Annotated in this window: 9 protein-coding genes and 2 rRNA genes; 3 read left to right on the top strand and 8 right to left on the bottom strand. The window is 54.5% G+C overall.

The window, feature by feature from the left end:
- Positions 1-4: 4 nt before the first annotated feature.
- Both ABVM99_RS22475 and metH read right to left on the bottom strand, forming a co-directional pair.
- Positions 5-1,636, bottom strand: coding sequence for a Na/Pi cotransporter family protein (locus ABVM99_RS22475; RefSeq protein WP_000956811.1), 1,632 nt, complete (start codon positions 1,634-1,636; stop codon positions 5-7).
- 266 nt (positions 1,637-1,902) lie between these two features.
- Positions 1,903-5,586: a methionine synthase gene (gene metH, locus ABVM99_RS22470; RefSeq protein ID WP_023195259.1), complete on the bottom strand. Its 3,684-nt coding sequence runs from the start codon at positions 5,584-5,586 to the stop codon at positions 1,903-1,905.
- A gap of 304 nt (positions 5,587-5,890) precedes the next feature.
- On the opposite strand from metH, the gene iclR reads away from it, so the two are divergent.
- Positions 5,891-6,715 carry a glyoxylate bypass operon transcriptional repressor IclR gene (gene iclR, locus ABVM99_RS22465; RefSeq protein ID WP_000226434.1) on the top strand — a complete coding sequence of 275 codons (825 nt, stop codon included), beginning with the start codon at positions 5,891-5,893 and terminating at the stop codon, positions 6,713-6,715.
- A 10-nt stretch (positions 6,716-6,725) separates the two neighbouring features.
- Positions 6,726-7,133: an ASCH domain-containing protein gene (locus ABVM99_RS22460; protein WP_010989091.1), complete on the top strand. Its 408-nt coding sequence runs from the start codon at positions 6,726-6,728 to the stop codon at positions 7,131-7,133.
- Here ABVM99_RS22460 and aceK read toward each other — a convergent pair.
- From aceK to metA, 4 genes are all read right to left on the bottom strand, one after another.
- Positions 7,097-8,848 (bottom strand): bifunctional isocitrate dehydrogenase kinase/phosphatase, encoded by a 1,752-nt coding sequence (aceK, locus tag ABVM99_RS22455; protein ID WP_023195258.1) that lies wholly within the window; start codon positions 8,846-8,848, stop codon positions 7,097-7,099. The genes ABVM99_RS22460 and aceK overlap by 37 nt on opposite strands.
- 102 nt (positions 8,849-8,950) lie before the next feature.
- Positions 8,951-10,255 carry an isocitrate lyase gene (aceA, locus tag ABVM99_RS22450; protein WP_023195257.1) on the bottom strand — a complete coding sequence of 435 codons (1,305 nt, stop codon included), beginning with the start codon at positions 10,253-10,255 and terminating at the stop codon, positions 8,951-8,953.
- A gap of 31 nt (positions 10,256-10,286) precedes the next feature.
- Positions 10,287-11,888: a malate synthase A gene (aceB, locus tag ABVM99_RS22445; protein WP_001069371.1), complete on the bottom strand. Its 1,602-nt coding sequence runs from the start codon at positions 11,886-11,888 to the stop codon at positions 10,287-10,289.
- Between the two features lie 269 nt (positions 11,889-12,157).
- Positions 12,158-13,087 (bottom strand): homoserine O-succinyltransferase, encoded by a 930-nt coding sequence (gene metA / locus ABVM99_RS22440; protein ID WP_001122767.1) that lies wholly within the window; start codon positions 13,085-13,087, stop codon positions 12,158-12,160.
- A 156-nt stretch (positions 13,088-13,243) separates the two neighbouring features.
- Between metA and ABVM99_RS22435 the strand changes: the two genes are divergently transcribed.
- A complete protein-coding gene (locus tag ABVM99_RS22435; RefSeq protein WP_000973244.1) occupies positions 13,244-13,681 on the top strand; it encodes an acetyltransferase in 438 nt (145 codons plus the stop codon).
- 294 nt (positions 13,682-13,975) lie between these two features.
- Here ABVM99_RS22435 and rrf read toward each other — a convergent pair.
- Positions 13,976-14,091 (bottom strand): 5S ribosomal RNA (gene rrf / locus ABVM99_RS22430).
- Positions 14,092-14,287: 196 nt separating this feature from the next.
- Positions 14,288-14,978, bottom strand: a 23S ribosomal RNA gene (locus tag ABVM99_RS22425); the annotation flags it as partial.

Here is a 14,978-nt window from a genome sequence, read left to right as displayed (position 1 = left end):
TCACTTAATACTCGCCGCGTTCCTCGTCCTGATCCGGCTGTTCCAGTACGCTATAGGCGACCGAACAGAACAGTGAGTTAAGACGCTTCATATCGCCCAGCAGCCCTAAATGGAGCGAGCTGGTTTCAATACTTTGCACGTTCTGCTGGTGCAGGCGGTCGACATGCGCATGTGAGTATCGGCGATTAAGTATACGGAAGCGATGTTTACTGCGGCGCAACCGACGGGCGCTGGTGACATCGCCGGAGAAAAAGACCGACATCGCCAGTTGCAGATTACTGAGCAGTTGATCGTAAAGCGCATCCAGCTCTTTCAATCCTTCTTCTGAAAATGCCCGACGCGCCGCCAGCGACTTGTCGGCAATCTCACTGCCCATTCGCTCGATAATATCCGACGCCTGTTCGAGGTTCAGGGCCATCTCAATAATCTCCGCCCACCGGCGGGACTCCTCCGCCGCCAGCTCGTCTTTTGGCATTCGCGCCAGATAAAGCTTAATCGCGGTGTAGAGCACGTTAACGTCATCCGCCAGCTTGCGCAGCGCTTTCTCTTCACGCGGCTCGCCGTGCATGACCTTTTTTAGCCCTTCCATCATCTGTTCCATCGCATCGCCAATGCGCAACACCTCGCGGGCAGCATTAGCCAGCGCCAGCGTTGGCGTATCCAGCGCGCTGACATCCAGATGTTTCGGCTTCAGATGGGTATCCAGTTCAGGCTCATCACGAATAATTCGTTTACAAAAACGCGCCATCAGCTCGGCAAATGGCACCATCGCCAGGCAACGCACCAGGTTATAGAAAACGTGGAAATAGATCACCAGCTCTGACTTCGGTAGCGATAGCTCATCCATCAGATTCGCCAGCGGATGGACAAACGGCAGGATGACCAGGCTGCCGATCAATTTGAACAATAGGCTGCCGAGCGCTACGCGACGCGCGGCAGCATTGGCGGCGCTGTTATTGAGCATCGCCAGCAGCCCCGATCCCAGATTGGCGCCGATGACCAGGCACAACGCCACCGGGAACGATATAATCCCCGCCGCCGTCAGGGTCGCCGTCAGCAACACCGCCGCCAGGCTGGAATAACTGATAATAGCGAACATCGCGCCAATCAGCGCATCCAGCATAATGTCGCCCGTCAGCGACGCGAAAATGACCTGCACGCCATTAGCTTGAGTGATCGGCGTCACCGCCTGCACAATCAGCTCCAGCGCCAGTAGAATCAGGCCAAGCCCGATACCGACGCGACCCAGCTGCCCGGCGCGGGACTGCTTACGTCCCAAAAAGAAAATCACGCCGATAAAAATCAGCAGCGGCGACAGCCACGAGAGATCGAAGGTCAGGATACGCGCCATTAGCGCGGTCCCCACGTCGGCGCCCAGCACAATCACCAGAGCTGGCGTCAGGGCGACAAGATCCTGGGCGACAAACGACGTTACCAATAAAGTGGTGGCGTTACTGCTTTGTACCAGCGCGGTAACACCGATACCCGCACAAAAGGCGAGCGGTTTCTTTTCCACGCTGCGGCTGAGGACAGTGCGTAGACGCGCGCCAAACACGCGCATTACGCCAGTACGAACGATATGTGTTCCCCATACCAACAGCGCAACGGCAGAAAGTAGATGGAGCAAAGTTAACACGGCGTCAGGTTCTCCTTATCGTTATACGTTTTCCTGAAGCTCACTTGCGATAAATTGCCTGATGGCGCACAGCGTTAAGGCCTGCTGGCGTTGCACGCCACCGGGCTTACCATACGTAATACGGTATGCTGGATAAGGCGTTTACGCCGCCATCCGGCAAATTCAGCGTAGAGCCTTCCTTCAGTATAAGGGTTTAATTGTAAGAAAGAGACAAGGCACCCAATGAGTGCCTTGTATGTTGTAAGGAAAAGTGACGATTTTATGAATCAGTCCGCATCGTAACCCAGGTTCGGCGCCAGCCACCGCTCAACATCCTCAATGCTCATTCCTTTACGGAAAGCATAATCTGCCACCTGATCGCGTTGGATCTGCGCTACCGCGAAGTATTTGCTCTCAGGATGGCTGAAGTACCAGCCGGAGACCGACGCGCCAGGCCACATGGCGAAAGATTCGGTGAGCTTCATCCCGGTGTGTTTTTCGACATCCAGTAGCTGCCAGATAGTGCCTTTTTCGGTATGTTCCGGGCAGGCAGGATAACCCGGCGCCGGGCGAATCCCCTGGTAGTTTTCGCGGATTAATTCGTCGTTACTCAGGCTCTCGTTCGGCGCATATCCCCAGTAAACCTTACGTACACGCTCATGCAGATACTCGGCAAACGCTTCCGCCAGACGGTCGGCAATCGCTTTCACCATGATCTTGTTATAGTCGTCGTGTTGCGCTTCGAAGGCGTCCGCCAGCGCATCCTCCTCCAGACCGCCGGTCACCGCGAAAGCACCGATGTAATCCGCTTTGCCGCTCAGTTTCGGCGCGACAAAATCCGCCAGACAGTAGTTGGCAAAACCGACTTTCTCGGTCTGCTGGCGCAGGTGGTGGCTGACCGTCAGAACATGAGTACGGGTTTCATCGCGATAGATTTCGATGTCATCGCCGATGCGGTTCGCCGGGAACAGGCCCACCACGCCACGCGGATTCAACAGTTTCTCGGCGCTTAGTTTATCCAGCATATCATTGGCGTCTTTAAACAGACGCTGCGCCTCAACGCCCACCACCTCATCTTCCAGAATGCGCGGGTATTTGCCGGCCAGCGACCAGGTCATAAAGAACGGCGTCCAGTCGATGTAGTTGCGCAGAGTTTCGATACTGGCTTCCACCTCCTGCACGCCCAGACGGTGGGCTACCGGCGGGGTGTAGCGTTCCCAATCGAACGCCAGATCGTTATCGCGCGCCGCTTCCAGCGTGACCGGCGGCGTGCGCGGTTTTTTGCGGGCGTGCTGAATACGCACGGTTTCGTACTCTTTGCGGGTACGGGCGACAAAGTCATCGCGCTGGTTGTCGGAGAGTAGCGCCGCCACCACGCCCACGGTACGCGAAGCATTCTGCACGTAGACCGTCGGACCGCTGTAGTTCTGCTCGATTTTCACCGCGGTGTGCGCTTTCGAAGTGGTTGCGCCGCCGATCAGTAGCGGGATAGTAAAGCCCTGACGCTCCATCTCTTTCGCCACGTTGACCATTTCGTCCAGCGACGGGGTGATAAGCCCGGAAAGGCCAATCAGATCGGCATTCACTTCACGCGCCGTTCTGAGGATTTTCTCCGCAGGCACCATCACGCCAAGATCGACGATTTCGTAGTTGTTACATTGCAGCACCACGCCAACAATGTTCTTGCCAATGTCGTGCACATCGCCCTTCACGGTGGCAATCACCATCTTGCCGTTGCTGGAGCCTTTTTCTTTGCTGGCTTCAATAAACGGCTCCAGGTAGGCCACCGCTTGTTTCATCACGCGGGCGGATTTCACCACCTGCGGCAGGAACATTTTCCCTTCGCCGAACAGGTCGCCGACCACATTCATACCGTCCATCAGCGGCCCTTCAATCACCTCAATCGGGCGGGCGGCCTGCTGACGGGCTTCTTCGGTATCCTGCTCGATAAACTCGGTAATGCCTTTCACCAGCGAGTATTCAAGGCGTTTTTTCACGTCCCAGCTACGCCATTCCGCCTGCTGGGCGTTGGCAGCTTCGTCGGTTTTGCTGCCGCGGTATTTCTCCGCCAAATCCAGCAAACGCTCGGTGCCGTCATCGCGACGGTTAAGAATGACATCTTCAACCGCATCGCGCAGTTCGGCGGGCAGGTCGTCGTAAATAGCCAGCTGTCCGGCGTTGACGATGCCCATGTCCATGCCGTTGCGGATGGCGTAGTAGAGGAATACCGCGTGGATAGCCTCACGTACCGGGTCGTTGCCGCGGAACGAGAAGGACACGTTAGACACGCCGCCGGAGATCAGCGCGTGCGGCAGCTCGCGTTTGATGTCTTCACAAGCGCCGATAAAGTCCTGCGCGTAGTTGTTGTGCTCTTCAATACCGGTCGCCACGGCGAAGATATTCGGGTCGAAGATGATGTCTTCCGGCGGGAAGCCCACCTCTTCAGTCAGAATCCTGTACGCCCGACGGCAAATCTCGATTTTACGCGCGCGGGTATCGGCCTGCCCCTGCTCATCAAAGGCCATCACCACCACTGCCGCGCCGTAGCGACGCAGAAGCTTCGCATGATGAATAAAGGCTTCCACGCCCTCTTTCATCGAAATAGAGTTGACGATGCCTTTACCCTGAATGCACTTCAGCCCTTTTTCGATAACCTCCCATTTGGAGGAGTCGATCATGATTGGTACACGGGCAATATCCGGCTCACCGGCAATCAGGCTGAGGAAACGCACCATCGCCGCTTCGGCGTCGAGCATCCCCTCATCCATATTGATATCAATAATCTGCGCGCCGCTTTCTACCTGCTGACGGGCGACATCCAGCGCTTCGCTGTATTTCTCTTCTTTGATCAGGCGCTTAAATTTGGCCGAGCCGGTGACGTTAGTACGTTCGCCGACGTTCACAAACAGGCTATCGTCACCAATGTTCAGCGGCTCCAGGCCGGAAAGGCGGCAGGCCACCGGGATATCCGGCAGCTGGCGCGGCGGCAAACCGGCAACGGCGCGGCTCATCGCCGCAATATGCTCCGGCGTGGTGCCGCAGCAGCCGCCAACGATATTCAGGAAGCCCGCTTCTGCCCATTCGCGAATCTGTTTCGCCATGGTGTCGGCGTCGAGGTCGTACTCGCCGAAAGCGTTCGGCAGGCCGGCGTTCGGGTGCGCGGTGACGTAGCATTCGGCAATCCGCGACAGTTCCTGGACGTACTGGCGCAGTTCATCTGGCCCCAGCGCGCAGTTAAGGCCAAAAGTGAGCGCCTCGGCGTGGCGCAGCGAGTTATAAAAGGCTTCGGTCGTCTGGCCGGAGAGGGTACGGCCAGAGGCGTCGGTGATGGTGCCGGAAATCATGATCGGCAGATCAACGCCCAGCGCTTCAAACTCTTCTTTCACCGCAAACACCGCCGCTTTCGCATTCAGGGTGTCAAAGACGGTCTCAATCAGAATCAGATCTACGCCACCTTCCACCAGCGCTTTGGTGGATTCACGGTAGGCCGCCACCAGCTGATCGAAGGTGATATTACGAAACGCCGGGTCGTTGACGTCCGGCGAAATGGAGGCCGTGCGGTTAGTTGGACCAAGCACGCCCGCAACAAAGCGTGGTTTTTCTGGTGTTCGCGCCGTCCATTCATCGGCGCAGGCGCGCGCCAGTTTGGCCGCCGCATAGTTAATTTCCGCCGACAGGGATTCCATCCGGTAATCCGCCATCGCAATGGTTGTCGAGTTAAAGGTGTTGGTTTCGATGATATCCGCGCCAGCCTCAAAGTAGGCGTTGTGGATAGCGGCGATCACCTCCGGCTTGCTGAGTACCAGCAGGTCATTGTTGCCTTTCAGGTCGCAGGGCCAGTCGGCAAAGCGCTCCCCGCGGAAATCTTCTTCATGTAGACGATAGCTCTGGATCATGGTGCCCATACCGCCGTCCAGCACCAGAATACGTTCATTTAACTGCGCACGCAGTTGTTCAACTTTGCTGCTCACACTCGCTCCCGACAACGCTCCACGTAACGAGCCATACTGGCACAAAGCGTGCTGGCGGAAAAGAGAACAACGGGCAACATGAGACATGTTCAGCTTGCCACCCACTTCTGTCGCTTTGCCGGATGGCGGCGCAAGCGCCTTATCCAGCCTACAAATTACTTTGGCGGCTCCCAAAGCGTAGGCCTGATAAGCGAAGCGCCATCGAGCATCCTGTGATGTCACTCATCCGATCAGTTCAGGAACTCTTGCATTATAATTGAATAAAACGAAAATGATTTCCACGATACAGAAAAAGGAGTCTGCCATGGTTGCCCCTGTTCCCGCGAAACGCGGGAGAAAACCTGCCGCTACCACTGCACCCGTAACCGGGCAGGTTCAGTCATTAACTCGCGGTCTGAAGCTGCTGGAGTGGATTGCCGAGTCCAACGGCAGCGTGGCGCTGACCGAACTGGCGCAACAGGCGGGTTTGCCTAATTCCACGACTCACCGTCTACTCACCACCATGCAGCAGCAGGGTTTTGTCCGCCAGGTTGGTGAGCTGGGCCACTGGGCCGTAGGCGCACACGCGTTTATCGTCGGCAGCAGCTTCTTACAGAGCCGTAATCTGCTGGCGATTGTCCATCCGATTCTGCGCAAGCTGATGGAGGATTCCGGCGAAACGGTAAACCTTGCCGTACTCGACCAGAGCGACCATCAGGCTATTATTATCGACCAGGTGCAGTGTACGCAGCTGATGCGCATGTCCGCCCCTATTGGCGGCAAGCTGCCCATGCACGCCTCTGGCGCGGGCAAGGCGTTTTTATCACAGCTCAGTGAGGAACAGGTTACCAGTCTGCTGCACCGCAAGGGGTTGCACGCTTATACCCATGCGACGCTGGTGTCGCCGCTGCATCTGAAAGATGACCTCGCCCAAACACGCAAGCGCGGCTATTCCTTTGACGACGAAGAACATGCGCTCGGTCTGCGCTGCGTGGCCTCGTGTATTTATGACGAGCACCGCGAGCCGTTTGCGGCCCTCTCTATTTCCGGCCCCTGCTCACGCATTACCGACGATCGCGTCACCGAACTTGGCGCCATGGTGATTAAAGCGGCGAAAGAGGTGACGCTGGCCTATGGTGGAACTCGCTGAAATGAGCAGCCTGAAATTATACTGGCAGGAGAAGTACCCACAGGCCTTCTGTTGGTCTTTCGGTGATTCGCCGGCGCTGGCCGACGAGCTGGCGGCGCTAGTGGTCGCCGGTAAAAAGCGTGGCACCTGTAGCTCGCTGGTTAGCTATCAGAAAGAGCAGCCCCCTGTCACGCCCGGGTCATATCACATTGTGCTCAACGGCACAGGCGACGCCGTGTGCGTCATACGCACGCTGGCGCTCAGGCTGATCCGTTTTAACGAGATGAGCGCCGATCTCGCCGCACTGGAAGGCGAAGGCGATCTTAGCCTGGCGTACTGGCAAGCGGCACACCGGGCCTTTTTTGAGCGCGAGGGTAATTGGTCGCCGGAGATGGAACTGGTTTACGAAGAGTTCGCCGTACTTGAGATCGCGCCGTAACGCACGCTAAAGCGCTGGCGACGTCGATAGGCATACACATCTTCTACATGCCCTTCTTTAATACGCGTCTGTAGCGCGCGCCAGTAATCGGCGCGAAACAGGTCGGCATGCATCTCTTCAAACAATGGTCCGATACGCGGATCGGCACACAGCCAGTGGCGAAACTCCTCCGGGAAAACATCACCCGGCGAGACGCTATACCAGGGTTCGCTGGCCAGTTCGTCTTCCGGATAACGCGCTGGCGGAATATCGCGGAAATTCACTTCCGTCATGTAACAAATTTCATCGTAGTCATAGAACACCACGCGACCATGACGGGTAACGCCAAAGTTTTTAAACAACATATCGCCGGGGAAAATATTAGCGGCGGCAAGCTGGCGAATCGCATTACCATATTCTTCTATCGCATCGCGCAACTGCTGACCTTCTACCTGTTCCAGCCAGATATTGAGCGGCACCATGCGACGTTCAATATAGAGATGGCGAATGACGATATGTTCCCCAAAATCGGTAATCTTCTCTGGCGCTTCTTGCCGTAACAGCGCCATCAGCGCCGGATCAATTTGCCGTTTATCCAGTACGAAATTCTCAAACTCCTGGGTATCCGCCATACGACCGACGCGATCATGCTCTTTTACCAGTTGATAACAGGCACGCACATGGGCGGCGGACATCTCTTTCTGCGGGGCGAATTTGTCTTTAATGATTTTAAATACCCGGTCGAAACCTGGCAGGGTAAACACCAGCATCACCATGCCGCGGATGCCAGGCGCCTCAATGAATTTCTCATCGCTTTCAGCCAGATAACATAAATATTCGCGGTAGCTTTCGGTTTTCGCATGTTTCTGGCAGCCAATCGCCATATACAGTTCGGCAGTGGTTTTACCCGGCAGGATTTCACGCAACCACTCAACCAGCGCGGCAGGCAGCGGCGCATACACCATAAAATAAGAGCGGGCAAAACCAAACACAATGCTCGCTTCTGCCGTGGTGGTCAGGCAGGTATCGACAAACAGTTCCCCCTCATCAGTGCGATGAATCGGCAATAAAAACGGCAGCGTACCGTCAGGTGTGGTTAATTTACCTACCAGCCAGGCCGCTTTATTACGGTAAAACAACTCGTTCGCCACCTGGACATGGCAGCGAGGTAGCGCGTCCTCGCCCAGTGTTTCAGTCAGGTGAGCGATAATATAGCGGATATCCCGGCTTTTATTCTGCCAGGGCAGACGCAGCGGTAAATCACTGAGTATGCGCATCAACAGCGTCTCCCAACCGTGATCGGGAAAGAAGTCTTTGGCCAGCGGGCGCGGGATAGTACGGAAGCGACGCTCCGGTTGCGAACTGAAAATAAACAACCGCTCGGGTGTTAACGAGCGGTGGTCAAATAACCGGCAATAAACGGAGTTGAAAAAGCTCTCCGCAATCTCGAAGCGCGGGTAATCCGGCAACAGCCGGGTGTAATGCTCTTTAACGCGTAAAAGGAAATCCGCGTCGGTACTTTTGCCATCGGTAATACAGCGCAGTTGCTCCACCACCAGACCCACATGATGATCATAGAGGTGGATACGGCTTTTCATCGCCTGCTGGACGGAGTGCCAGTCGGCCTGTTCAAAACGCTGCTGCGCGCCGGAAGTCACTTCCAGAAATCGACCATACTGCGCGTCAAAGCCTTGCAGGATGGTTTGAGCAATCAGTAATTCCAGGCCACGCGGCATTTTTTTCCCTCATCCGGCACCACGTCATGCCGGATGGCGCGTTCGCTTATCCGGCCTACATTGCGTTGTAGGCCCGGTTAGCGCAGCGCCACCGGGCATAAATCAAAACTGCGATTCTTCGGTCGAACCGGTCAGCGCGGTTACCGAGGAGGTTCCACCCTGGATAATGGTGGTGACATTATCGAAGTAGCCGGTGCCCACCTCTTGCTGGTGAGAAACGAAGGTGTAGCCATCTTTCGCCGCCGCGAACTCGGCCTGCTGAACCTTCTCAACGTAGTGCTTCATCCCCTCGCCCTGTGCGTAAGAGTGCGCCAGGTCGAACATGTTGAACCACATGCTGTGGATGCCCGCCAGGGTAATAAACTGGTATTTGTAACCCATGTCCGACAACTGCTGCTGGAAGCTGGCAATGGTCTTGTCGTCCAGATTCTTCTGCCAGTTGAAGGATGGTGAACAGTTATAGGCCAGCAGTTTGCCCGGATACTTCGCGTGGATAGCATCGGCAAAACGACGCGCCAGTTCGAGATCCGGCGTAGAAGTTTCGCACCATACCAGATCGGCATACGGGGCATACGCCAGACCGCGGCTGATCGCCTGCTCAATGCCCGCATGGGTGCGGTAAAAACCTTCGCTGGTGCGTTCGCCGGTAATAAAACCGCTGTCATAGGGATCGCAGTCGGAGGTGATCAGATCTGCCGCATCCGCATCGGTACGCGCAATCACCAGCGTCGGGACGCCCATCACATCAGCGGCCAGACGCGCAGCAACCAGTTTCTGAATCGCCTCCTGCGTGGGGACCAGCACCTTGCCGCCCATATGGCCGCATTTCTTCACCGACGCCAGCTGATCTTCGAAGTGAACGGCCGCTGCACCGGCTTCAATCATCGATTTCATCAGTTCGAAGGCATTCAGAACGCCGCCAAAACCGGCTTCCGCATCAGCAACGATCGGCAGGAAGTAATCCACATAGCGCGGATCGTTGGGTTCAATACCGGATGCCCACTGGATCTGATCTGCACGACGGAAAGTGTTGTTGATCCGATCCACTACCGCCGGAACAGAGTTTGCCGGGTACAACGATTGATCCGGATACATGCTGGATGCCAGGTTGGCATCTGCCGCCACCTGCCAGCCTGAAAGATAAATCGCCTCAATACCAGCTTTCGCCTGCTGCAACGCCTGACCGCCGGTCAGCGCGCCAAGGCTGTTGATATAGCCTTTTTTCGCTTCACCGTGCAACAGCCGCCACATTTTCGCGGCGCCGAGCTGCGCCAGCGTGCACTCCGGGTTAACCGAGCCGCGTAATTTCACCACCTCCTCCGCGCTGTACGGGCGGGTGATGCCTTCCCAGCGCGGTTGTGTCCACTCTTTCTGTAATTCTTCGATTTGTTGAGTACGGGTTTTCATGTGCAGATGCTCCATATTGTTATGTGGTGAATTAAGCCAGTAAGCGATAGCCCGGCAGGGTGAGGAAGTCGATTAAGTCATCTGAGGTGGTGATTTGCTCCATCAGACGTGCGGCATCGTCGAAGCGCCCGCTGCTGTAGCGGTGCTCGCCCAGTTCGTCCTGGATTACCCGCATCTCTTCCGCCAACATTTCGCGGAAAAGCGCTTTCGTTACGGGTTTTCCATTGCTCAGCGTTTTCTCATGGTGAATCCACTGCCAGATAGAGGTTCGTGAGATTTCCGCCGTCGCGGCATCCTCCATCAGACCGTAAATCGGTACACAGCCATTGCCGGAGATCCACGCTTCAATGTACTGCACTGCCACGCGAATATTGGCGCGCATTCCCGCTTCTGTGCGTTCGCCTTCACATGGCTCCAGTAACTGCTCAGCGGTAATCGGCGCATCTTCATCACGGGTAATGAACAGCTGATTTTTGTGCTCGCCCAGTACCTCGTTAAAGACGGCCATTGCGGTATCCGCCAACCCGGGATGCGCAATCCACGTGCCGTCGTGGCCGTTGTTCGCTTCCAGCGCTTTATCCGCTTTCACTTTGGCAAGGACCTGATTGTTGCGTTCAACGTCTTTGCTCGGGATAAACGCCGCCATACCGCCCATCGCGAACGCGCCGCGCTTGTGACAGGTTTTGATTAGCAGGCGCGAGTAGGCGCTCAGAAACGGTTTGTCCATCGTTACCACCTGCCTGTCCGGCAAGACGCGATCCGGGTGATTTTTCAACGTTTTGATATAGCTGAAAATATAATCCCAGCGACCACAGTTGAGACCGACGATATGATCACGCAGCGCATGAAGAATCTCATCCATCTGGAAAACAGCCGGCAGCGTTTCAATCAACAGGGTCGCTTTGATCGTACCGCGCGGCAGGTTAAAGCGGTCTTCGGCGTAGCTGAAGACTTCGCTCCACCAGGCTGCCTCCTGCCAGGCTTGCGTTTTCGGCAGGTAAAAATACGGGCCGCTACCTTTAGCGAGCAGCGCTTTATAGTTGTGGAAAAAGTACAGAGCAAAATCAAACAGGCTGCCGGGAATGGCTTCCCCCCGCCAGGTAACATGTTTTTCTGGCAGATGTAGACCGCGTACACGACAAATCAATACGGCCGGATCGGGCTTGAGCTGATAGATTTTTCCGGCTTCGTTGGTATAGCTAATGGTGCCGTTCACCGCATCACGCAGGTTGATTTGACCATCAATAACTTTATTCCAGTCCGGCGCCAGCGAGTCTTCAAAATCTGCCATAAACACTTTCACATTTGCGTTCAGGGCATTAATCACCATTTTACGTTCAACCGGCCCGGTAATTTCTACTCGGCGATCCTGTAAATCCGCCGGAATACCACGAATCTGCCAATTACTTTCTCTAATGGAAGTGGTTTCCGAAATAAAATCAGGCAACTTACCGTTATCAATATCCTGCTGTTGCTGAATACGTGCAGCCAGGAGTTTATTGCGTTTTGGCGTAAAACGGGTGACTAACTCCGTCAAAAACTCGACTGCCTCAGCGGTCAGGACTTGCTTTTCCAGCTCGCCTTGCGGCCTGGTAAAGGTTAATTCATCAGTTGTGGTTGCCTGTGGATTCATCATGCAGCTCCTCTTTGTTGATCCAGATACATCCCCAATGCGAACGAAGGATCACTGTGCGCTTTTCGTTCAACACAACTAAGACTACTCAATTAAATTTCAAAATCAAAAAACAATTTCCATTTTTAATTTAATTATACATTAACCTATTGATAACAATATAAATTAAATTTAATTACATGATGAGGTGCGTTTCGGAAATAAAAAAGGCACCCAAAGGTGCCTGATTCAACATGCTGAAACGCTTTAGGATCGTCAGGAGCAGAAGATTAATCCAGGGTTGGATTCATGTGACGCAGATCATATGGCGTAATCTGGTAGACATAATAGTTGAGCCAGTTAGTAAACAGTAAATTACCGTGGCTGCGCCAGGTTGCGCGCGGTATGTTTTGCGGATCGTTTTTTGGGAAATAGTTGTACGGAACCTCCGGATTTAACCCGGCCTCAACGTCACGAAAATATTCACCCGCTAACGTATGGGCGTCATATTCAGGATGACCGGTGACAAACGCAATACGTTTATCTTTGCTGGCAAACAGGTACGCATCCCCCTCTTCTGTTTCGGCCAGAATTTCAAGATCCGTATAATCCCGTATTAGCGCCGCCGGGAAATCGGCATAGCGTGAGTGTGGCGCAAGAAACGAATCATCAAAACCACGCGTCAACAGAGCATGAGGATGAAGGATGTGATGTTCATAGACGCCGGAAAGTTTATCTGTACGGGTCTGCTTAGGGATACCATAAAGAATATTGAGTGCGGCCTGAACGGCCCAACAGACAAATAGCGTCGAAGTAACGTGATCTTTCGCCCATTCCAGCACCTGTCTAATCTGCGGCCAGTAAGCCACGTCATTAAACTCCACCAGACCCAGTGGCGCTCCGGTCACGATAAGCCCATCAAAGTTCTGATCGCAGATATCGTCGAAGTTACAGTAAAAGTTGTTCAGATGCTCGGCTGGCGTGTTCCTCGACTCGCGGGCATCTATCCGCAGCAGTTGAATATCGACCTGCAATGGCGAGTTCGATAGCAAACGCAGAAACTGATTTTCCGTTTCAATCTTCTTCGGCATCAGGTTAAGGATAAGTACCTTTAGCGGGCGAATTTCCTGACCTGATGCGCGAGAAGTCGTCATGACGAAGACATTCTCCTCACGTAAAAAATTGACGGCGGGTAGCTCGTCCAGCACGCGAATCGGCATAACCTGATAACCTCACGACATACGTTTAAACGTTTAGACATCCAGATAGCTGAAGATACTCAGAAATCAGGCGAATGTCGAGTCTGCAAGTTCAAGGTGAGAAAGTTTCACGACAGCATTTGCATTAGAATAGAAGTAAGCAAAAAAGGAGTGAAGATGATGATTAACATTCGCCGTTCAAGGCATGAGGAAGGGGAAAAACTGATTGCGATCTGGCGTCGCTCTGTCGATGCCACGCACGATTTTCTGTCAAACGCTTATCGGGCCGAACTGGAAGAACTGGTGAGCGATTTTCTGCCAGAAGCGCCACTATGGGTTGCCGTGACCGATCAGGATGAGCCGGTAGGATTTATGCTGCTTACCGGCGAACATATGGATGCGCTGTTTGTCGATCCGGACGTGCGTGGTCAGGGTATCGGTAAGATGCTGGTTGAACATGCGTTAACACTGGCGCCGGGGTTGACAACCAATGTTAACGAGCAAAATACACAAGCTGTTGGATTTTATAAGAAAATGGGATTTAAGGTGACGGGACGTTCGGAGGTTGACGATCTTGGGAAACCGTATCCATTGTTGAATTTAATTTATCCGTGAGTAGTGGCGCTGCCTGATAAGTGCATGCAGGCCGGATAAGGCGAAGCTGCCATCCGGCGGTGCCGGTTGCCTGATGGCGCTGCGCTTATCAGGCCTACATTTTTACAGTTACCACACACGCAAAAAAGCCCGTCCGTCAGGATGGGCTTCTTCACTTGTCTGATGCCTGGCAGTTTATGGCGGGCGTCCTGCCCGCCACCCTACGGGCCGTTGCTGCGCAACGAGTGCTCACCGACAGACTACAGATAAAACAAAAGGCCCAGTCTTTCGACTGAGCCTTTTGCTTAATTTGATGCCTGGCAGTTCCCTACTCTCGCATGGGGAGACCCCACACTACCATCGGCGCTACGGCGTTTCACTTCTGAGTTCGGCATGGGGTCAGGTGGGACCACCGCGCTAGTGCCGCCAGGCAAATTCTTTGTGCTCTGTACGCAATTCTTTATCGCATCAGCGGCGTTGCCTGCGCTCGTAAACTCAGTCACATACTTCTGTATGCGCCTTCCTTTCCTTCGCTTGCCGCCTTGCTGCTGCGCAAATTGTTGCGTACTCAACTCTGAATCAGTGCTGAAAATCGTCTCTCATCCGCCAAAACATCTTCGGCGTTGTAAGGTTAAGCCTCACGGTTCATTAGTACCGGTTAGCTCAACGCATCGCTGCGCTTACACACCCGGCCTATCAACGTCGTCGTCTTCAACGTTCCTTCAGGAGACTCTAAGTCTCAGGGAGAACTCATCTCGGGGCAAGTTTCGTGCTTAGATGCTTTCAGCACTTATCTCTTCCGCATTTAGCTACCGGGCAGTGCCATTGGCATGACAACCCGAACACCAGTGATGCGTCCACTCCGGTCCTCTCGTACTAGGAGCAGCCCCCCTCAGTTCTCCAGCGCCCACGGCAGATAGGGACCGAACTGTCTCACGACGTTCTAAACCCAGCTCGCGTACCACTTTAAATGGCGAACAGCCATACCCTTGGGACCTACTTCAGCCCCAGGATGTGATGAGCCGACATCGAGGTGCCAAACACCGCCGTCGATATGAACTCTTGGGCGGTATCAGCCTGTTATCCCCGGAGTACCTTTTATCCGTTGAGCGATGGCCCTTCCATTCAGAACCACCGGATCACTATGACCTGCTTTCGCACCTGCTCGCGCCGTCACGCTCGCAGTCAAGCTGGCTTATGCCATTGCACTAACCTCCTGATGTCCGACCAGGATTAGCCAACCTTCGTGCTCCTCCGTTACTCTTTAGGAGGAGACCGCCCCAGTCAAACTACCCACCAGACACTGTCCGCAACCCGG

It is taken from the genome of Salmonella sp. SJTUF15591 (assembly GCF_043356435.1).
Taxonomy (GTDB): domain Bacteria; phylum Pseudomonadota; class Gammaproteobacteria; order Enterobacterales; family Enterobacteriaceae; genus Salmonella; species Salmonella enterica.
The sequence above is the reverse complement of the archived record's forward strand: the minus strand, read 5'-3'. Positions and strand labels throughout refer to the sequence as shown.

Coding starts and splice junctions, on each gene's coding strand:
- iclR (WP_000226434.1), top strand. CDS start 5,891: ATGGTTGCCCCTGTTCCCGCGAAACGCGGGAGAAAACCTGCCGCTACC.
- aceK (WP_023195258.1), bottom strand. CDS start 8,848: ATGCCGCGTGGCCTGGAATTACTGATTGCTCAAACCATCCTGCAAGGC.
- aceA (WP_023195257.1), bottom strand. CDS start 10,255: ATGAAAACCCGTACTCAACAAATCGAAGAATTACAGAAAGAGTGGACA.
- aceB (WP_001069371.1), bottom strand. CDS start 11,888: ATGAATCCACAGGCAACCACAACTGATGAATTAACCTTTACCAGGCCG.
- metA (WP_001122767.1), bottom strand. CDS start 13,087: ATGCCGATTCGCGTGCTGGACGAGCTACCCGCCGTCAATTTTTTACGT.
- ABVM99_RS22435 (WP_000973244.1), top strand. CDS start 13,244: ATGATGATTAACATTCGCCGTTCAAGGCATGAGGAAGGGGAAAAACTG.